Source organism: Candidatus Nitrospira bockiana (assembly GCF_965152565.1).
Genome location: NZ_OZ224215.1, coordinates 173,973 through 192,272 on the forward strand (window position 1 = coordinate 173,973; position 18,300 = coordinate 192,272).

Consider the following 18,300-nt stretch of genomic DNA (forward strand, 5'->3'; position numbering starts at 1 on the left):
ACGTCACCTCGTGGTGTTCTGTGTTATCGGATTACCGTCGAGGTAGAACGGAGGCCGCCGCGGGAAGCAAGCGCATGCAGCCGGCGGGGCGCGCGCGCAGAATGCGAGGGAAGGTCAGGCGGAGGAGCCCGGACGCCGAGCCCGTTCCGCGAGCTTGCGCCGGAGCCGGGCCTTTTCGAGACTGACGCGAGCCGCTTCGACCTCCGACGGGAGACCGCCCATTTCCAACCGACGCTCGGCGGCCTCCACGGCGGCTTGGGCGCGCTCGACGTCGATATCTTCGGCCTTCTCGGCGATCTCCGCGAGGATCGTGACCTTGGTCGGTGTGACTTCGGCGAATCCCCAGAGGACCGACATGTACGAGGTCGTCTCGCCGGCCCGGTAGCGCAGCTCACCCACCTTCAACGTCGAGAGGAAGTGCGCGTGTCCGGGAAGAACGCCGAACTCCCCCTCCACGCCGGGCGCGATGACCTCATCGACCTGCTGGCTCAGGAGGAGCTTTTCGGGGGTGACGACTTCTAGAAGGATTCGACCAGCCATGGAGTATTCGTTACTCGTTATTGGTTCATCGTGGTAAGCGCAATTAACGATTCACGATTAACATTTCACATCATCCTCTCTTATATCCCAGCTTCTCCGCCTTGGCGACGACTTCCTCGATGGTCCCGACCATGTAGAAGGCCTGCTCGGGAAGATCGTCGTACTTGCCTTCCAGGATTTCGCGGAAACCCCGGACGGTGTCCTTGAGCTTGACGTACTTCCCCGGTGTGCCGGTGAAGGCCTCGGCCACGTGGAACGGCTGGGAGAGGAACCGCTGGATCTTGCGAGCGCGCGCCACGACCAGCTTGTCGTCTTCAGACAGCTCGTCCATCCCCAGAATTGCGATGATGTCCTGGAGGTCCTTGTATCGCTGGAGGATGGATTGGACGCCGCGTGCGACCGTGTAGTGCTCGTCGCCGACGATCTGTGGGTCGAGAATCCGTGAGGTCGAGTCCAAGGGGTCGACCGCGGGATAGATGCCGAGCTCGGCCAGTGAGCGGGACAACACCGTCGTCGCGTCCAAGTGGGCAAAGGCCGTCGCGGGCGCCGGATCGGTCAAGTCATCGGCGGGGACGTAGATGGCCTGCACGGACGTGATCGATCCTCGTTTCGTGGAAGTGATCCGCTCCTGCAGCGCACCCATCTCGGTGCCCAGGGTCGGCTGATACCCGACCGCCGACGGCATACGACCCAACAGCGCGGACACCTCCGAGCCGGCCTGGGTGAATCGGAAGATGTTGTCCACGAACAGCAAGACGTCTTGGTTTTCTTCGTCGCGGAAATACTCGGCGACCGTCAGCCCGGTCAGCCCCACCCGGAGGCGCGCGCCGGGCGGCTCGTTCATCTGGCCGTAGACGAGCGCGGCCTTCGACTTAGTGAAGTCCGTCGGATCGATGACCTTGGATTCCTGCATCTCGTGCCAGAGGTCGTTGCCCTCACGCGTTCGTTCACCGACGCCCGCAAACACCGAGAAGCCGCCGTGGTGCAGGGCGATGTTGTTGATCAGCTCCATGATGATGACGGTCTTGCCGACCCCCGCCCCGCCGAACAGCCCGACCTTGCCCCCCTTGGAGTAGGGCTCCAGGAGATCGACGACCTTGATTCCGGTTTCGAGGACCTCGGTCTTGGTTTCCTGCTCGTCCAGCGCGGGCGCCGGACGGTGGATCGGGTAGGTCTTCTTGGCCTTGATCGGGCCTTTCTCGTCCACCGGCTCGCCGAGCACGTTCATCAAGCGACCGAGCGTTTCGCGGCCGACGGGAACGGCGATCGGCTGCCCCGTGTCGCGTACGTCCATTCCCCGGACCAACCCGTCGGTGGAGGACATGGCGACCCCGCGCACGCGGTTTTCCCCGAGGTGCTGCGCGACCTCGAGCGTCAAACGAATCTCGGGTCTGCCCGCCTGCTTGTCTTCGGGCACCTCGATGCGGAGGGCGTTATAGATGTTCGGGAGTTGGCCGGGAGGGAACTCGGCGTCGACCACCGGACCGATGACTTGAATGACTTTGCCTGTGCTCACTTCTCGCTCCTTCTCTAAGTGCTGAGTCCTGAGGGCTGAGTGTTGAGTCTTAGCGAGATGGGGCAAACTCGGCACTCAGCACTCGTGGCTCAGCACTGGGTCTATTTCAGCGCTTCCGCTCCGCCCACGATGTCCATCAGCTCCTTGGTGATGGCCGCCTGGCGGGTCTTGTTGTAATAGAGCGTGATCTTCTTGATGAGTTCGCCGGCGTTGCGGGTGGCGCCGTCCATGGCGGCCATCCGGGCGCCGTGTTCCGCCGCGGCCGATTCGAGGAGCACCCGGAACGCCTGCGTCTGGAAATGCTTCGGCAACAGAGCGGCCAAGAGCTCGTCTTCATCCGGCTCATAGAGATAGCTGCCGCCGAGGCGCTCGGATTCGCCGCCCTCATCGATCGCCTCGATGGGGAAAAACTTCTCGACGATCACCCGCTGCTGGATGGCGGATTTGAATTCGTTGTAGATGACGTAGAGCTCGTCGAACGTCCCCTTGGTGTACTGCTCGATCAGGTCTTGTCCGATGTCGAGCCCATGCTCGTACGTCAAGCGATCGAACACACCGACCCATTGTTGCCGGATCGGCCACGGCCGCCGGCGGAAAAAATCGCGCCCTTTGCGCCCGACGAGACTGATCGTGACCTTCGCCCCGCGCGCCTCGCTGTGGCGGATGAATTCCATCGCCTTCCGGACGATGTTCGCGTTGAACGCCCCGCACAGCCCGCGGTCGCTCGTGACCACCAAGACTTCGATGTTGCGGCCCGTCCGTTTCTGCAGCAGCGGGTGCGCCGCGCGGTTGACGCGGCGGCTGAGGTTGGCGATGACGTCGCGGACGCGGTGCCCATACGGGCGCGCGGCCAGGATGCGGTCCTGGGCGCGTTTGAGCTTCGCCGCGGCCACCATCTTCATGGCCTTGGTGATCTTCTGCGTGTTCTTGACGGCGGCGATCTTGCGCCGCAGGCTTTGCAGGCTCGGCATCGGTCGATCGGAGCGGCGATCAGGCGGTCGCGCCGTACCCCATCTTTTGTTTGAACGTGGTGATGATCTGCTTGAGCTCGGCCGCGAACGCGTCGTCGATCTTCGATTTGGCGACGAGGTCCTTCTTGACCTGCGGGTGGTGCTGGGCCACGTAGTGGAGCAGGTCGTCTTCGAACTGCCGGATCTTGTCCACCGGGACGTCGTCGAGGAAGCCGTTCGTGCCCGCGAAGATCGACAACACCTGATCGGCGACGGCCATCGGCTTGTACTGGCCCTGCTTGAGCAGCTCCACCATCCGGACCCCGCGGCTGAGCTGCGCCTGGGTGGCTTTGTCGAGCTCGCTGCCGAACTGGGCGAAGGCCGCCATTTCCCGGTACTGCGCGAGGTCCAGGCGAAGGGTCCCGGCGACCTGCTTCATCGTTTTGATCTGAGCGGAGCCACCGACCCGGGACACCGAGAGGCCGACGTTGATGGCGGGCCGGATGCCCGAATAGAAGAGGTCGCCGGCAAGGTAGATCTGCCCGTCGGTGATCGAGATGACGTTGGTCGGAATGTAGGCGGAGACGTCGCCCGCCTGGGTCTCGATGATGGGCAGCGCCGTGAGGCTGCCGCCGCCGAGCGCCGCGCTGAGCTTCGCGGCGCGCTCGAGCAGGCGGGAATGGAGATAGAAGACGTCGCCTGGATAGGCTTCACGGCCGGGCGGGCGGCGCAACAGCAACGAGAGCTGACGATAGGCGGTCGCGTGTTTCGAGAGGTCGTCGTAGATGATCAGGGCGTGCTTCCCGCCGTCTCGGAAGTACTCGCCCATCGCGACGCCGGCATACGGCGCCAGGTATTGCAAGGAGGCGGCGTCGCTCGCGGTGGCGGACACCACGATGCTGTATTCCATGGCGTGGTGCTCTTCGAGCGTCTTGATGACGCGGGCCACCGTCGACCGCTTCTGTCCGATCGCCACGTAGATGCAGAAGACGTTCTGGCCGCGCTGGTTGATGATCGTATCGACCGCGATCGCGGTCTTCCCGGTCTGTCGGTCGCCGATGATGAGCTCTCGCTGGCCGCGGCCGATGGGGATCATCGCGTCGATCGCCTTGATGCCGGTCTGCAGCGGCTCGCGAACCGATTGGCGCTCCACGACGCCGGGCGCCTTCACCTCCAAGCGACGGGTCTGAGCCGCCTTGATCGGACCCTTGCCGTCCAGCGGCTGGCCGATCGCGTTGACCACGCGCCCCACGAGCGCCTCGCCCACCGGGACTTCCGCGATTCGGCCGGTGCGCTTGACGGGGTCGCCCTCCTTGATCCCCGTTTCTTCGCCCATCAGCACGGCGCCGACGCTGTCTTCCTCGAGGTTCAGCGCGATGCCGTACAGGCCGCCGGGAAACTCGAGCATCTCTCCGGCCATCGCGCCCTCGAGGCCGTAGATCTTCGCGATGCCGTCGCCGACCTGGATCACGGACCCGGTCTGATTCACATCGACCCGCTGATCGAAGCCTTTGATCTTTTCCCTGATGATCGCGCTGATTTCTTCGGACTTGATCTGCATCGGCTACTCCTTGGTCACGGCCGTCCGCATTGCGGCCAATCTCGTGCGGACGCTGCTGTCGAAAACGGTGCTCCCGATCCGGATGCGGAGGCCCGCGAGAAGCGACGGGTCGGTCTGAACGGACAGATCGACCTCTTGTCGGAGCACCTCGCGGAGGCGGGCGCGCAGGTGGTCCTGGTCGCTTGCGCTCAGCGCCTTGGCGGACGCCACGTGCACGCGTTTCGTATGCTTCCGTTCATCGGCCAGCTGCGCGAACGCGTGAGCGATGTCGGGGAGGAACCCGACTCGATTCTTCTTGATGAGCTGAGTGAGGAAGCGATCGACGACGGAAGGGCAGCCGAGCCGATGGCTGAGCGCGGTCAGAACGTCCCGCTTCTCCTCGAAGCCGAATGCGGGCGACGCGAGCACGTGTTTGAGCGATTTGGAGTCCGCCACGGCGTGAGCGAGTTGCGTGAGGCCGGCCCGGGTGGTCTCGATGTCGGCGGCGCCGAGCAATCCAAACAAAGCTTTGGCGTAGCGACGAGCTACTGCAGTCTTGATCACGACCTCTAACCGACCGGGGGTGACTTGACGTGCGGGAGGGCACGACAAAACACGGCACAGTAGCACTCGGCAGCGGACAGTGTCAAGCAGGAAGGGCTGGAAAGACGGTCAGTTCGGCGAGTCGGAGGCGGTCAGAGTGGATGGGGAAGCGGCCTGGGCGCCGCGAAGGATTCCACCGCCGATCACGCGATCCCCCTCGTAGAAGACCGCGGATTGCCCCGGGCTCAGTGCGCGCTGCGGGCGATCAAACCGGATGCGGAGACGCCCCGCGCCGAGCGGCTCGAGGGTCGCCGGTGCCGACGGCGTAGCGTAGCGAATTTTGACGTCGGCCCGCGTCGGAGTGCGAAGGACCTGGTCATCGAAGAGGTTGAGGTCGGCGACGATGGCTTCAGCGGTAAAGAGATCCTCCTCCGGGCCAAGGACGACGGTGCGGGTCTGAGGGTCGACCCGCTGGACGTAGAGGCGCCGGCCGGCGGCGACGCCGAGCCCGCGACGCTGCCCGGGCGTGTAGTAGGCGATGCCCCCATGACGCCCCAGCACCGTACCATGGACATCGGTGAAGACGCCGGGTTGCTTGGCGCTCGGCGCCTCGGCGTCGAGGAACGTCCGGTAGTCCCCATGGGAAACGAAGCAGATCTCCTGGCTTTCCTTCAGCTCGTCGGCCGGCAGGCCGAGGGATTCGGCTCGCTTCCACACTTGGCTCTTCTCGAGGGCGCCGACGGGGAACAGCAACCGGGAGAGCCACGGTGGAGCAATCCGGTAGAGGAAATAGCTTTGATCCTTGCGCAGATCGGCGGCTCGATGCAGCGCGGGCCTTGGCTCGCGGCGCACGATCGCGTAGTGCCCGGTCGCGACGTAGTGCACGCCGCGCTCCTGCGCAAGCTCGTAGAGCGAGCGGAGCTTGACGCGCTCGTTACAGCGAACGCAGGGGTTCGGGGTCGTACCGGACAGGTAGCCGGACAGAAAATCGTCGATGACGCCGTGCCGAAAACGCGCGCGGGTGTCGATCACTTCGTGGGGGATACCGAGCCGCTTGGCCACATACTTCGCGATGCCGACCTTACAGCAGCCGCGTTCCTGCCATCGCTTCGACGCTGCGACGGTCTCGTCCTCGTGCTCCCAGACCTGGAGCGTGACGCCCTGGACGTCGAACCCTTGTTCGACCAGCAGGGCGGCTGCGACGCAGCTGTCCACGCCGCCGCTCATTCCCACGATGACGCGAGGTCTCGGCATCAGCCCTGTGAGGATTCCTGAGCGCGAAGCTTCCCCCGGTGGGCCGCCAGGTTGTGCACGTTGGCCGCTTCCTGGGCCTCGTGCTCGAGTTGCTCGGTGATCTTGTTCGCACCCATCTCGCACATGCCGTGATGGTGCGCCCCTTCTTCCATCGCGAGCGCCGGCGTCCGGATGTCGCCGATCAGGACCGCGGACTTGAGGAGCTGGACCTTTTCGGTGGCCGTCACCGTCGCGTTGATGCGGCCGCCGCAGATCACCGTGCCCGCGACCACCAAGCCCTTGATCACCGCGTGCTCCCCGACGATCAAGGTGCCCGTCGTATGGATTTCCCCTTCGAGGCGGCCGTCTACACGCACCGTCCCATCAAAGCGAATCACCCCTTTGAAGTCAACCCCTCGACCGAGGAACGTGAAGTTCTCGTCCCGCTCGGGAGACGGCTTTTTCCCGTTCATGTCCCACATGATGTCCTCCTGTAAGCGGCCGGTCAGGCTGGTAGCCTCGGCCCATGGTTGATCATGCTGCCCGGTGAGCTGAAAGAGGAACGGACGTGAAGTCGAACGATGACGCGGATGCCAGGGGCAATGGGCACAGGTCGATATTACGCGAGTAGGATTTCAAGTAAGCGGTCGAGCTCCTCGGGGCCAAAGTAGTGTAGCACAATCCTTCCGCCTCTCCGGCCCTTGGCGATCGAGACACGGGTGCCAAGGCGCCGTTGCAGGCGCTCCTCGACGTCGGCATAGGGCGTGGTGCGGGTGCGCGGCCGGTGCGGGCGCGCGTGGGAGGCGGCGAGTTTTTCAGCCTGCCGGACCGAAAGAGCTCCTGCGAGGATCTCGCGCGCCAGCGTCCGCTGCGCCTCCGCGGACGAGAGCCCGAGCAGGACCTTCGCGTGGCCGGTGCTCAACTGACCGTTCTCGATGAGCTGTTGAATGTCGTGGGGCAACTGGATCAGGCGTGCAATGTTGGCGACGGACGAGCGGTCCTTGCCGATCCGCTGCGCGACACTCTCTTGCGTGAAGCCGAACTCAGTCGTCAGCCGATGGTAGGCCCGAGCCGCTTCCATCGGGTTCAGATCTTGCCGCTGAACGTTCTCGACGAGGGCGAGCTCCATGGCCTGCTCGTCGCTGGAGTTTCGGATGATTGCACGGATACGCGCCAGTCCGGCCAACTTTGCCGCACGAAGTCGGCGCTCGCCGGCAATCAGCTCGAAGATTCCGTCGCCTCTCCGGCGGACCAAGACGGGTTGAATGAGGCCATTTTGTTTAATAGATTCAGCAAGTTCTGAGATATCATCCTCGGAGAACCTGGTCCTGGGTTGATACCGATTCGGGATGATGTGCTCGACCGGGATTTCCTGGATGTCCTGCACCTGAGGAGGCGAACCGTCCTTGGTGCCCCCTCCCGGCAACAGCGCTTCCAATCCCCTACCCAGCGCCTTTTTCTCCACGATCCAACACCTCCTTGGCGAGCTCCAGGTACGCCTGGGCTCCGCTCGAGCTCGCATTGTAGAGCGCAACCGGGCGGCCGTAACTCGGCGCCTCTGCAAGCGTAACATTGCGTGGGATAACGGTTTTATAGACCTTGTCTTTGAAGTGGCTGCGAATCTCTTCTGCGACCTGGCGGGCCAGGCTGTTGCGGGAATCGAACATGGTTAAGAGAACGCCCTCAATGGTCAACGCTGGGTTCAGCCCGGCTTGGACCCGGTGAACGTTGGCCATCAGGCGGCCCAGCCCTTCCATCGCGTAGTACTCGCACTGAACTGGGACGAGGACGGACCCCGCGGCGACGAGCGCATTGATCGTCAAGAAGCCAAGGGCCGGGGGGCAATCGATCAGGATGAAATCGTACCGATCGCGGATATCCTGAAGCGCTCCTTTGAGGACGAGTTCACGATCGGGCACAGAGACCAGCTCGACTTCGGCCCCGACGAGATCCGTGTTGGCGGGGGCCAGCCACAGCTTGGACACCGACGATTGAACAAGCGTTTCAGAGAGTTTTTCACCGCGAAGCAGGCAATCGTACAGGGATTTTGGTAATTGGCGGGGATCGAGTCCAAGCCCGCTGGTAGCGTTGGCTTGCGGGTCGAGGTCGATCAACAAAACCGATTGCTCGGTGATTGCAAGCGACGCAGCCAGGTTGATCGACGTCGTCGTTTTTCCAACCCCTCCTTTTTGGTTGGCGACGGCGATGACGCGTGTCACAACGGCCGCTCGCCGGAGTGTTCCACGTGGAACATCTCGTTGGGTATGGGACTCAGCACTACCAATACGCGCTTCCCGTAATCGGCCGGCAGATCATATAGGATTTCCCGGTCGACCTTGAACCCGTCGGTAGGATCCGATGGAGAGAGTGAGCGAGAACGGCAGAGAATCAGCTTGCCTCCCCTCTCGAGCAACGGGACGACATTCGCCAGTTGTGAGAAGAGATTCAAAGCTCGGGTGACCACAAACCGATAAGACCCGGTGAACCTGCCAGCTCGGCTCACGTCTTCGAGGGGCTTGGCAATGATCGTGACGTGCTCGAGCCTCAACGTCCCGACAAGGTGTTGGAGAAAGGCAACCTTTTTTCGGCTTGGTTCGAGCAAGGTCAGCGACAGGCGTGGATGGGCGATCTTGAGCGGGAGTCCCGGGAATCCCGCGCCGGTGCCAACATCAAGGAGCGATGCACCCTCATGAAGCGGAGTAAGGGCCTTGAAACACGCCAGCGAATCTACAAAGTGCTTGATCAGAATCTCCTCGGGGTCCGTGATCGCCGTCAGATTGATCCGTTTGTTCCAAAGAAGGAGGTACTGCCGATACAACAAGAACTGCTCGATCGCTCTATCGTCAAGCGAAACCCCGAGGTTCGCCGCGAACCGGCGGAGAGCTTCTCCATGTTCCACGTGGAACAAGTAACGAAAGCCAATCGGCGGGTCAAGAGCTTTCTATCTGGGGAGCGTACGATCGGCTCTTGTCCAAGCCCCGATGCGTCCGGCGCTCTCGTTCAAGGGCGACGAGCAGAAGGGAGATTGCGGCCGGAGTGACACCGGAAATTCGGGACGCCTGCCCGATCGACGCCGGCCTCACGCGCTTGAGCTTCTCCAGCACTTCGCGGGAGAAGCCTGCGACCGCGTCATATTGAAAGGAGTGAGGAATTTGGCGCTCTTCCAGTTTCTTGAACTTGGCGACCTGTTGGGCTTGCCGAGTGATATATCCCTCGTATTTGACCGCAATCTCGATGGCGTCCAACACGTCCTCCTCATCATACGGCGGCAGCTCGTTAGCGAAGAGCGTCATGAGCAGTCGATAGTCAACGTCCTGCCTCTTCAAGAGCTGCGCGAATGTCAGCTCTGCTGGCGGCGGGTCCAACTGCTTTTCTGAAAACACCTGCCGACGTGCCTCCGTCCATCGCGGGCGACGGGCCTTCAACCACTCGACGGTCGTCTCCACCTGATTTCTCTTCTCGAGAAACCGCCGGTAGAGGACATCGGGAATCAGCCCGAGCCGACGGCCGATCTCCGTGAGCCGAAGATCGGCGTTGTCGTGCCTCAGCAGGAGCCGGTACTCGGCCCGCGATGTGAACATCCGGTACGGCTCTCTGGCGTCCTTCGTGATCAGATCGTCGATCAAGACACCGATGTACGCTTGCGAGCGATCCAAGATGAGCGGCGGTTCTCCCCGCAACGCCAGCACGGCATTGATGCCGGCCAGGATGCCCTGCGCACCGGCCTCTTCATAGCCGGATGTCCCGTTGATCTGCCCGGCATGGTACAGCCCGCGCACCAGCTTGGTCTCAAGCGTCGGGTGGAGTTGATGAGGAGGAAAATAGTCGTACTCGACCGCGTACCCGGGTTTGAGGACCCGGGCCTGCTCGAGCCCCCGTATACTACGTAGTATTTCGTATTGAACGTCCACCGGGAGGCTCGTCGAGATCCCGTTGGGATAGTATTCGCTCGTCTCGAGGCCTTCCGGCTCGACGAAGACCTGATGACGGTCCTTGTCGGCAAACCGGACGACCTTGTCTTCGATCGAGGGGCAGTACCGCGGTCCCGTGGATTCGATCACACCGCTGTACATGGGCGACCGGTCGAGATTCGCACGGATGACATCGTGGGTCCGCGGCGTCGTATAGGTCAAGTGACAGAGCCTCTGCGGGTTCGTGATGCGCACCGTCCGATAGGAGAACGGCTTGGGCGGGTCGTCTCCGGGTTGGGGTGTCATGGCCGTGAAGTCGATCGTGTCGCGATCCAGACGCGGCGGTGTTCCCGTCTTCAAGCGCCCGACCTCGAATCCGAAATCACGCATGCAATCCGAGAGATGCTCCGCAGAAGCTTCCCCCGCGCGCCCGGCGGGAAAGTGGCTGAGTCCGATGTGGATGAGCCCTTTGAGGAACGTGCCGGACGTCAGGATCACGGCCCGAGCGCCGATCGTGGCACCCTGATCCGTCACAATGCCGGTGACTGCGCCGCCAGCCGTCAGAATCCGGTCCACGGTCCCGCGACCGACCGTCAAGCCCGGCTGCGCGCGCAACGTTTCCTGCATCCGCTCGCGGTAGAGCCGTTTGTCACACTGTACGCGGAGCGCGCGGACGGCGGGGCCTTTGCTGGTATTGAGCATGCGGAATTGAATGCCCGCGCGGTCGGTATTGTGCCCCATCTCTCCGCCGAGGGCGTCGATCTCCTTCACGAGATGCCCTTTGGCGATCCCGCCGACGGCCGGGTTGCACGACATCTGGGCGATCTTGTCCGTGTCCATCGTCAGGAGCAGGGTTCGGGCGCCCATCCGAGCCGCGGCCAAGGCCGCCTCACAGCCGGCATGGCCGCCTCCGACGACGATCACGTCATAGTCCATAACGGCGCCCCACGGCACACGGCCCATCGATCGCGACTCTGCTCGGGATGCTGATCATTTGCCGATGCAAAAGTCCCGGAAGATGCGGTCAAGGACATCGTCGTTCGTCACCGATCCGGTAATCTCCCCCAGCGCCTCGATGCCGCCGCGAAGGTCCATGGCCACAAATTCACCGGACAAGCCGCTCCGGACCGATTCCACGGCCTTGGCCAGCGCGTCGCGGGCTTTGATCAAGCTCGCTCGATGGCGGAGATTGGTGACGATCGGGCACTCTCCGGGCTCCCAATCCGGGCGCATGACCAAGGTGCAAACGGCGTCGCGCAAACTCTCTAGGCCGGCCCCCGTCTTCGCGGAGATGCGCACGGTTGCCGTTCCCGGCCGCACGCCCTCCCGCTCGAGGTCCTCGTCGTGAAGCGCCTGAAGCAGGTCGGATTTGTTGACGGCGATGACGGTTTTTTTGTCGGGCGCGGCGCGAAGCACCTCCCGGTCTCCGTCCGTCAGCCCCGAAGATCCATCGAGAACTATGAGGAGGACGTCCGCATCGTCGATGGCGGCTCGCGTGCGCCGGATGCCTTCGTGTTCCACGGGGTCCGCCGTATCGCGGAGACCCGCCGTGTCCAAGAGGCGGACCGGAAGACCGCGGATATTGACCGTTTCTTCCAGCACGTCCCGGGTGGTTCCCGGCACTGCGGTCACGATGGCCCGGTCGTGCTGCAGGAGCGCATTCAACAAGCTCGATTTGCCGACGTTCGGCCGTCCGACGATGGCGAGCGCGAGGCCGTCCCGCAACACGCGTCCCTCGTCCGCGCTCGCGATGAGCCGTTGGACCGCCTCCCCGGCTTCCCCCAGCTCTCGAACCAACGGCTCGTCTTGGATGAAACGAATGTCCTCTTCGGTGAAGTCGATCGAGGCCTCAACCTGCGCGAGCAGGCCGATGAGACGCTGTTGGATGCGCTCGAGCTCGATGGAGAGGGTGCCGCGGAGCTGTGCTTGGGCGACCCGCAGGCTCCCCGCGGTCTTCGCACGGATCGTATCGAGCACGGCTTCGGCCTGGGGCAGATCAATCCGGCCGTTGAGGAAGGCGCGCTTGGTGAACTCACCGGGCTGGGCCGCCCGGGCGCCTGAAGCCAGGAGCGCCTGCATGAGCGTGTGGAGGACCAGCGAGCCGCCGTGACAATGGATCTCGACGACGTCCTCGCCGGTATAGGAGCGAGGCGCGCGCATGGCCACCACGAGCGCCTCGTCGATCGCGTCGAGCGGCAAGCTGCGGCGCCTGCGGGGCCGGGACGGATCGACCACATCAGCATGGTGGAGGGTGTGGCTCGCCATCTCGGAGAGCGGCCGACCGGACGTCAACCGAACCACCGCCTCGGCTACGGCGAGCGCCCGTTCGCCGCTGATCCGAACGATCCCGATGCCGCCCTCCCCGATCGGGGTGGCGATCGCGCAGATCGTGTCCTCCATTGCCGGCTCCATGGCGCACTCCTGTTACGGCTCGGACTGTTCGGTGCGTGGAGACACCGGCTCCTTCGCGGCCGTCTCCGTCTTCTCCTTTTTCTTCTTCGTCGTCGTCTTGGTGCTATCGTCATGGCCGCCGGCGGCCGCCTCCTCGACGGGGGCCGGAGCGGGTTTCTTGAAGATGTACCGATCGGTCACGAACTGCTGGGTGATGGTGATCACGTTGTTGGTCAGCCAGTAGAGGACCAGCCCCGCCGGGAACGTCAGGAACAGCAACGTCATGAAAGCCGGCAGCAGCAGCATGATCTTGGCCTGGGTCGGATCCATCGTCGTCGGCATGATCTTCTGTTGCACGACCATCGTGATGCCCATGATGATCGGGAGGACGTAATACGGATCCTGCGCCGAGAGGTCCGTGATCCACAGGACGAAGGGCGCCTGCCGAAGGTCGATGGTCATGTATAGGATATTGAACAGGGCGACGAAGACGGGCATTTGCAGCAACATCGGGAGGCAGCCGCCGACCGGGTTGACCTTGTGGTCGCGGTACAGCTTGATCAACTCCCGGTTCAGCCGTTCGCGGTCGTCCTTGTACTTCGCTTGCAGAGCGACCACCTTCGGCTGGATGAGCTGCATGTCCTTCATGGACTTGTAGCTCTTGTACTGGAGGGGCACGAACAAGAGCTTGATCGCGACGGTGAGGAGGATGATCGCCACGCCGTAGTTGTGGGTGTAGTCGTGGATGAAGCGGAGGACGGCGAAGAGCGGCTTGGCGACCGCTTTGACGATCCCCCAGCTTCCATAGATAAACCAGCCGAAATCGATCGTATCCTCCAACCCGATGTTGAAGGACTTGAGCGTGTCGAACTCCTTGGGGCCCGCATAGAGCGTCATCGCCATCGGGCTCGAGGCCGCGGCATAGCGAAGGCCGGCACTGATGAGCTTGTCGGCCTCTTTCTTGATGACGGCCGCCGAGGCGTCGACCGGGATCAGGACGCTCAAGAAGTACTTGTCCTGAAGCGCCACCCAGCCGATCCTGCCCTTCCGTTCGACTTCCGTGTCCGGGACGTCCTTTTGGACGACCCCGTCGATCATCGTGGCGGGACCGATCAGCCCGATGAATCCTTCGCCCCACTCCACGATCCCGAAGTTGGTGCCCAGCGCGACGTCGACCGGCCCGCTGATCCCCTCGGTGGTGATCGTGATCTCGACGCGATAGCTGTCGTAGTGGAACGACAGGTCTTTGACGACCCGAACCCCGGCCGCGGGGTCTGCGTAGGTGAAAGTCAGGTGCCCGGTCGGGTGGCTCTCATCGAGGGTCGTGAAGTCACGGTGAACGGTGTAGGGCGCCTCGTTGAGCCGAGCCGTAACGGCCGGATCGGGGGTCTGCAAGGACAGCGGTTTTCGAAACTTGCCGCCGGCGTAGACCATTTGCACGGGCTTGGCCTCGCTCCCGGTGGTGGTCGTGTAGCGCTTGAGCTCCCAGCTCTCGACCGTCCCGCCGCGGCGGGTCAACACCGCCCGATAGAGCGGCGTGACGACCTCCTGAGCCTGTTCTTCACTGGGACCACCTGCGAGCGCCACACCGGCGTCGGCCTGGGTCTCACGGGGTGGGGTGCCCGCCGGCGAGTCGTGAGGCGGCGGCGTCGGGGGTTCCGGTGTGCCGGGTGCGGTCGGTGCCGGTGCCTCCGGCTCCGGCATCAGGCCCATCTGCTTCAGCAGGTAGTCGTACCCGATGATGATCAGCAGCGAGAGGACGAGGAAAACGACGACCCGCTTCTCCATGGATGCGTTGCTCCTGTTCAGGGCTGGCTCGGCACCCGAGACGAGGACGGCTCATCTCCAGGGACCTTATCGGACAGGATCATATCCGCCGGGATGAAAGGGATGACACTTGAGTAGCCGCAGCATGGTCCATACGATCCCACGCAGGGCGCCATGGCGGGCGATTGCTTCCGCCGCGTAGTGAGAACAGCTCGGCTCGAAACGACACACCGGCCGGTGACACGGCGAGATCCAACGTTGGTAGAACCTGATCAGCCCGATGCAGATGGTTCGCATGGTTCCTTGTCCGACGTCGTGAACAAGCCTTCTCGAGCAAGCGTGGCCATCCAAGATTCCTTCAGCACGGCATGCCGGACGGTCAAGGCCTCGCGGCGAGGAAACACGAGCAGATCCTGGCCCGCCACCAGCCGGGCGCCGGATTGACGCGCCAATTCTCGGAAGATTCGCTTGGCCCGATTCCGCGCCACGGCGGGGCCGAACCGCTTCCCAACAATGATCCCGACCCGGGCGACGGGCATCCCCGACCGGTACGCCAAGACGGTAAACAGCGAGGTTTGGCGTCGCCGGCCCTGCTTCTTCACGCGATCGATGTCGGCGCTCTGTCGGAGAAAATGGAGACGAGGTGTTGCGGGGCCGGTCATCTCCGAGGATCAGGGGCAGGCGGTCGCTTAGACGGTCAAGCGCGCCCGTCCCTTGGCTCGCCGGCGAGCCAAGACCTTCCGTCCGTTCTTCGTGCTCATACGCTTGCGGAAGCCGTGATCCCGCTTCCGCTTCAACTTCGATGGTTGCCGATACGTAAAGGACATCCCAACCTCCCATTTCGCTGAAGAAGCCAGTCATTATATGGACCGGTGCCGGACCTGTCAACGAAACGGAGGGCCGGGCTGCGTGTGATGACAAGAGAGTAGAGGGGGCTTACTTCAGCCGATGCGTTGGTGATGGCAGGGCTTGCCGGGCGGTGCCTATGTGGCGCTTTAGCACGAGCCGCGGCCATCCGGCCTCAATCATCGAGCGTCGCCGGCATCTTTGCCGATCCATGCGGAAAGGAATGGTGGAATCTCAACGTCTTAGAGTGAGAGCCGGACGGGTATTGTCATTGCACCATCCCGGCGTGCTGGTGGCGCCGCCCGTGGCAAGGGCGAGCTTGACGAGGAAAGGGGGTGACATCATGAGCAAAACACTGATGGCGGTCATGGCGTTGGTGCTCGGGCTGACTTTCGGGTCGGCGACGTTCGTCCAGGCCGATGAGAAGGCTCCGGCTCCGGCGACGGAGAAGAAGGCCGACAAGGCGGAAAAGAAGACCGAGAAGAAACCCGAAAAGAAGTAACCATCACCATCGGGACCGGTGCTCCTTGTCAGGGTGGCGAGGTGCGCCGGTCGCCATTTATTTTTCTCCCCTAGTCTGCTATTCACAACCGTGGAGGATGAGTTGATGAGACCAGTTGCGTTCTTGCTCGCCGTTCCTGCTCTGCTGCTGATCATCGGGTGTGCCAAGGCTCCGACGGAAAAAGTCGCCGCCGCCGAAAAGGCGGTCAACGACGCCCGTGCGGCCGGGGCCGCCAAGTACCTGCCGGATGAGTTTGCCAAGCTCGAAGGGACGTTGACGAGCGCCAAGAACGAGCTCGCCGAGCAGGATGCGAAGTTTGGGCTCTTGCGGGACTACGAGAAGGCCGAGCAATCGCTCGCCGCAGTGCAGACCGATGCGGCGCGAGTGGCCTCCGAGACGACCAAGAAGAAGGAGGAGGCGAAGGCCGCGGCCGTCCAAGCGCAACAAGGGGCCCAGGAGGCGGTGAAGAACGCGCAGGATCTGGTCGCGAGGGCGCCCGTCGGAAAGGACCGGGCGGCGGTCGAGGCGATCAAGGCGGACGTGGAGGGGCTCGTCACTTCCTTGCCTGAGATTCAGAAGGCCATCGACGCCGAAGATTACCAGGCTGCCGAGGCCAAGGCCAAGGCCGTTCAAGAGAAGAGCCAAGCCGTGGCCACTGAGATCGAAACGGCGCTCGCCAAAGTTCAGAAGGCCCAACCGAAGCCGGCCTCGAAGAAGACGCGATAGAAGAGATTCGATCAGTTCGGACCAAGAAGAAGCGCTCACTATGCGTTCCCGGTACCTTCGAACGAGGCCGCTCATCTCCCTCTTCGGCTGGCTCCTGCTCTCGATAGCGGGATGTGCCGAGGAGGTGCCGCCGGAGCGCGTGAGGGCGTTGGAGACGTTGGAAGCCGAGCTGCGGGCGGTCCAAGGGGCCGAATATGCCCCCGAGCGCTACGTACGCTTCGTGACCGACTGGGTGGCGCTCAGGGGCCGGATCGAGGCCGAGGAGGACACGATCAGGTGGCCATGGGAGAACCATCCCTTGCTGGCCGAGGTCGAGCGGGTGCAGGCGGAAGGCCAGAGGGCCTTGGAGGAATCGCAGGCTCGCCGTGAGGCCGTCAGGTTGCAGACGCAGGCTCAATTGGCCTCGTTAGAAGGAAGATTCCGAGCCTTCAACAGCCGCATCGACCAGTTGGGCACGCGCATTGTGCTTGGGCGAAAACCCGTTGAAACCTCCCTGCTGCTCCACCAGGCGCGGTCCTTCTATGAGCAGGGCCAGTACACACGATCCGCGCAGCTCGCACGCCAGGCGGCGGGGCTGATGAGCTCCCAAGCGACGGTGCTGACGGCCGAGCTCGGCCACTACGGTGACGAACGGCGGGTGGGCCTGTGGCGGCGCATGGTGCAGCGCACGATCGAGTGGTCAAGGAGTCACCGCGCCGCCGCGATCGTGATCAGCAAAGCCGACCATCGGCTGATCCTGTATCGGAACGGGCGGCCTGTCGTCTCCTACCCCGTGACCTTGGGCTACAACGGGATGCTCGAGAAGCGCTACCAAGGCGACGGCGCCACGCCCGAAGGGCAGTACCACATCATCAGGAAGCGAGACCGGGGCCAAACACAGTTCTTTAAGGCGCTGCTGCTCGATTATCCGAATGACGAAGATCGGCGGCGCTTCGAGCAGGCCCGCCGGAACGGCCGGCTTCCGCGCCACGCCTACATCGGCGGTCTGATCGAGATCCATGGCGGCGACGACGTGGCGTTGAGTCAAACGCTGGGGTGTGTCATGCTGGAGAACGCCGACATCGATCGGCTGTTCAAGGATGTCGAGGTCGGCACACCGGTGACGATCGTGGGGGCGCTTGAGGTGAGCAACACGGTGTCTCTCGCGCTGGCGGGGCTGGACCGATCCGAAGAGGGATGATGGGCACGCGGCGGGGGTGGCTGAGGAACGCCGGCCTGGTCGTGGTCCTGCTGACGAGTCTGTCGCTCGCCTCCGAAGAGCCGCAGGCCCCCGACAGAGATCGGCTCGCGGCCGACCGAGTCACGCCGGCGACCAGCGACGTGCGAGCCTTGCTGACCCGCCAGGCGCAACTCAAGCACAAGCTGGCTCAGTTGGCCCCGCCGGGGCTGTACCTGGTCGTCGATACCGCCCACAACCGCCTGTACGTCAAGCGCGGTCGGGAAACGTTGCTCACCGCACTGGCCTCGACCGGCAGTGGGACGATCCTCGACAAACCCGATCAACCCGGTTCTCAGTGGGTGTTCGACACCCCGCGGGGGGAGTTCACCATCCAGTCGAAACTCACGAATCCGGTCTGGGTGAAGCCCGATTGGGCCTTTTTGGAAGAAGGGCTGAGCGTGCCGCGGAGCCGCGCGGATCGGGTGGAACCCGGTATTCTGGGGGACTATGCCCTGGGATTCGGGAAGGGCTTCTTCATCCACGGCACGCTCTACCCGCGCCTGCTCGGAAAGAACGTCACGCACGGCTGCATTCGCTTGAGCGACGAAGACCTCCGGGCCGTCTACCGGCTCGCAAAAATCGGGACCCCGCTCCTGATCTTCTGACGCGCGATCCC

Annotated in this window: 20 protein-coding genes; 4 read left to right on the top strand and 16 right to left on the bottom strand. The window is 63.4% G+C overall.

The window, feature by feature from the left end; all coding sequences use genetic code 11:
- Nucleotides 1-114: 114 nt before the first annotated feature.
- From ACWHYV_RS00940 to rpmH, 16 genes are all read right to left on the bottom strand, one after another.
- Nucleotides 115-540, bottom strand: coding sequence for a F0F1 ATP synthase subunit epsilon (locus ACWHYV_RS00940; RefSeq protein WP_447978792.1), 426 nt, complete (start codon nt 538-540; stop codon nt 115-117).
- Between the two features lie 70 nt (nt 541-610).
- Entirely contained in the window at nt 611-2,056 is a 1,446-nt protein-coding gene (gene atpD, locus ACWHYV_RS00945) for a F0F1 ATP synthase subunit beta (RefSeq protein ID WP_447978793.1), read from the bottom strand.
- Between the two features lie 101 nt (nt 2,057-2,157).
- Nucleotides 2,158-3,027: an ATP synthase F1 subunit gamma gene (atpG, locus tag ACWHYV_RS00950; RefSeq protein WP_447978794.1), complete on the bottom strand. Its 870-nt coding sequence runs from the start codon at nt 3,025-3,027 to the stop codon at nt 2,158-2,160.
- A gap of 19 nt (nt 3,028-3,046) precedes the next feature.
- Nucleotides 3,047-4,567, bottom strand: a complete 1,521-nt coding sequence (atpA, locus tag ACWHYV_RS00955; protein ID WP_447978795.1) for a F0F1 ATP synthase subunit alpha — start codon at nt 4,565-4,567, stop codon at nt 3,047-3,049.
- Nucleotides 4,568-4,570: 3 nt separating this feature from the next.
- A complete protein-coding gene (gene atpH, locus ACWHYV_RS00960) occupies nt 4,571-5,110 on the bottom strand; it encodes an ATP synthase F1 subunit delta (protein ID WP_447978796.1) in 540 nt (179 codons plus the stop codon).
- Between the two features lie 108 nt (nt 5,111-5,218).
- Nucleotides 5,219-6,343, bottom strand: coding sequence for a tRNA 2-thiouridine(34) synthase MnmA (mnmA, locus tag ACWHYV_RS00965; RefSeq protein ID WP_447978797.1), 1,125 nt, complete (start codon nt 6,341-6,343; stop codon nt 5,219-5,221).
- Nucleotides 6,343-6,804 (bottom strand): bactofilin family protein, encoded by a 462-nt coding sequence (locus ACWHYV_RS00970; RefSeq protein WP_447978798.1) that lies wholly within the window; start codon nt 6,802-6,804, stop codon nt 6,343-6,345. The genes mnmA and ACWHYV_RS00970 overlap by 1 nt, the downstream gene beginning before the upstream one ends.
- 137 nt (nt 6,805-6,941) lie before the next feature.
- Complete coding sequence (locus ACWHYV_RS00975; RefSeq protein WP_447978799.1) at nt 6,942-7,787, bottom strand: ParB/RepB/Spo0J family partition protein; 846 nt, start codon at nt 7,785-7,787, stop codon at nt 6,942-6,944.
- Complete coding sequence (locus ACWHYV_RS00980) at nt 7,765-8,541, bottom strand: ParA family protein (RefSeq protein WP_447978800.1); 777 nt, start codon at nt 8,539-8,541, stop codon at nt 7,765-7,767. Before ACWHYV_RS00980 ends, ACWHYV_RS00975 begins: the two co-directional genes overlap by 23 nt.
- Nucleotides 8,538-9,221, bottom strand: coding sequence for a 16S rRNA (guanine(527)-N(7))-methyltransferase RsmG (gene rsmG, locus ACWHYV_RS00985; RefSeq protein ID WP_447978801.1), 684 nt, complete (start codon nt 9,219-9,221; stop codon nt 8,538-8,540). The genes ACWHYV_RS00980 and rsmG overlap by 4 nt, the downstream gene beginning before the upstream one ends.
- A gap of 31 nt (nt 9,222-9,252) precedes the next feature.
- Complete coding sequence (mnmG, locus tag ACWHYV_RS00990; RefSeq protein WP_447978802.1) at nt 9,253-11,169, bottom strand: tRNA uridine-5-carboxymethylaminomethyl(34) synthesis enzyme MnmG; 1,917 nt, start codon at nt 11,167-11,169, stop codon at nt 9,253-9,255.
- A gap of 54 nt (nt 11,170-11,223) precedes the next feature.
- Nucleotides 11,224-12,645 carry a tRNA uridine-5-carboxymethylaminomethyl(34) synthesis GTPase MnmE gene (gene mnmE / locus ACWHYV_RS00995; RefSeq protein WP_447978803.1) on the bottom strand — a complete coding sequence of 474 codons (1,422 nt, stop codon included), beginning with the start codon at nt 12,643-12,645 and terminating at the stop codon, nt 11,224-11,226.
- Between the two features lie 12 nt (nt 12,646-12,657).
- A complete protein-coding gene (gene yidC / locus ACWHYV_RS01000) occupies nt 12,658-14,412 on the bottom strand; it encodes a membrane protein insertase YidC (protein ID WP_447978804.1) in 1,755 nt (584 codons plus the stop codon).
- Between the two features lie 66 nt (nt 14,413-14,478).
- Complete coding sequence (gene yidD, locus ACWHYV_RS01005) at nt 14,479-14,688, bottom strand: membrane protein insertion efficiency factor YidD (protein WP_447978805.1); 210 nt, start codon at nt 14,686-14,688, stop codon at nt 14,479-14,481.
- Nucleotides 14,664-15,053 carry a ribonuclease P protein component gene (gene rnpA, locus ACWHYV_RS01010; RefSeq protein WP_447978806.1) on the bottom strand — a complete coding sequence of 130 codons (390 nt, stop codon included), beginning with the start codon at nt 15,051-15,053 and terminating at the stop codon, nt 14,664-14,666. The genes yidD and rnpA overlap by 25 nt, the downstream gene beginning before the upstream one ends.
- Before the next feature lie 27 nt (nt 15,054-15,080).
- Complete coding sequence (gene rpmH, locus ACWHYV_RS01015; RefSeq protein ID WP_447978807.1) at nt 15,081-15,218, bottom strand: 50S ribosomal protein L34; 138 nt, start codon at nt 15,216-15,218, stop codon at nt 15,081-15,083.
- Nucleotides 15,219-15,580: 362 nt separating this feature from the next.
- Between rpmH and ACWHYV_RS01020 the strand changes: the two genes are divergently transcribed.
- The 4 genes from ACWHYV_RS01020 (at nt 15,581) to ACWHYV_RS01035 (ending at nt 18,289) form a co-directional block, all read left to right on the top strand.
- Nucleotides 15,581-15,739 (top strand): hypothetical protein, encoded by a 159-nt coding sequence (locus ACWHYV_RS01020; RefSeq protein ID WP_447978808.1) that lies wholly within the window; start codon nt 15,581-15,583, stop codon nt 15,737-15,739.
- Between the two features lie 105 nt (nt 15,740-15,844).
- The gene (locus ACWHYV_RS01025; protein ID WP_447978809.1) at nt 15,845-16,465 is read left to right on the top strand and encodes a hypothetical protein; all 621 of its coding nucleotides are present in this window, start codon (nt 15,845-15,847) and stop codon (nt 16,463-16,465) included.
- 40 nt (nt 16,466-16,505) lie between these two features.
- Nucleotides 16,506-17,645 (top strand): L,D-transpeptidase family protein, encoded by a 1,140-nt coding sequence (locus tag ACWHYV_RS01030; RefSeq protein WP_447978810.1) that lies wholly within the window; start codon nt 16,506-16,508, stop codon nt 17,643-17,645.
- Nucleotides 17,642-18,289: a L,D-transpeptidase gene (locus ACWHYV_RS01035; RefSeq protein WP_447978811.1), complete on the top strand. Its 648-nt coding sequence runs from the start codon at nt 17,642-17,644 to the stop codon at nt 18,287-18,289. Before ACWHYV_RS01030 ends, ACWHYV_RS01035 begins: the two co-directional genes overlap by 4 nt.
- The last annotated feature ends 11 nt before the right edge of the window (nt 18,290-18,300 follow it).

Bases quoted from the DNA above. Each gene is read 5' to 3' on its own strand.
- ACWHYV_RS00940 (WP_447978792.1), bottom strand. From the start codon at position 540: ATGGCTGGTCGAATCCTTCTAGAAGTCGTCACCCCCGAAAAGCTCCTC.
- atpG (WP_447978794.1), bottom strand. From the start codon at position 3,027: ATGCCGAGCCTGCAAAGCCTGCGGCGCAAGATCGCCGCCGTCAAGAAC.
- atpA (WP_447978795.1), bottom strand. From the start codon at position 4,567: ATGCAGATCAAGTCCGAAGAAATCAGCGCGATCATCAGGGAAAAGATC.
- mnmA (WP_447978797.1), bottom strand. From the start codon at position 6,343: ATGCCGAGACCTCGCGTCATCGTGGGAATGAGCGGCGGCGTGGACAGC.
- ACWHYV_RS00970 (WP_447978798.1), bottom strand. From the start codon at position 6,804: ATGTGGGACATGAACGGGAAAAAGCCGTCTCCCGAGCGGGACGAGAAC.
- mnmG (WP_447978802.1), bottom strand. From the start codon at position 11,169: ATGGACTATGACGTGATCGTCGTCGGAGGCGGCCATGCCGGCTGTGAG.
- mnmE (WP_447978803.1), bottom strand. From the start codon at position 12,645: ATGGAGCCGGCAATGGAGGACACGATCTGCGCGATCGCCACCCCGATC.
- yidC (WP_447978804.1), bottom strand. From the start codon at position 14,412: ATGGAGAAGCGGGTCGTCGTTTTCCTCGTCCTCTCGCTGCTGATCATC.
- yidD (WP_447978805.1), bottom strand. From the start codon at position 14,688: ATGCGAACCATCTGCATCGGGCTGATCAGGTTCTACCAACGTTGGATC.
- rnpA (WP_447978806.1), bottom strand. From the start codon at position 15,053: ATGACCGGCCCCGCAACACCTCGTCTCCATTTTCTCCGACAGAGCGCC.
- rpmH (WP_447978807.1), bottom strand. From the start codon at position 15,218: ATGTCCTTTACGTATCGGCAACCATCGAAGTTGAAGCGGAAGCGGGAT.
- ACWHYV_RS01020 (WP_447978808.1), top strand. From the start codon at position 15,581: ATGAGCAAAACACTGATGGCGGTCATGGCGTTGGTGCTCGGGCTGACT.
- ACWHYV_RS01025 (WP_447978809.1), top strand. From the start codon at position 15,845: ATGAGACCAGTTGCGTTCTTGCTCGCCGTTCCTGCTCTGCTGCTGATC.
- ACWHYV_RS01030 (WP_447978810.1), top strand. From the start codon at position 16,506: ATGCGTTCCCGGTACCTTCGAACGAGGCCGCTCATCTCCCTCTTCGGC.
- ACWHYV_RS01035 (WP_447978811.1), top strand. From the start codon at position 17,642: ATGATGGGCACGCGGCGGGGGTGGCTGAGGAACGCCGGCCTGGTCGTG.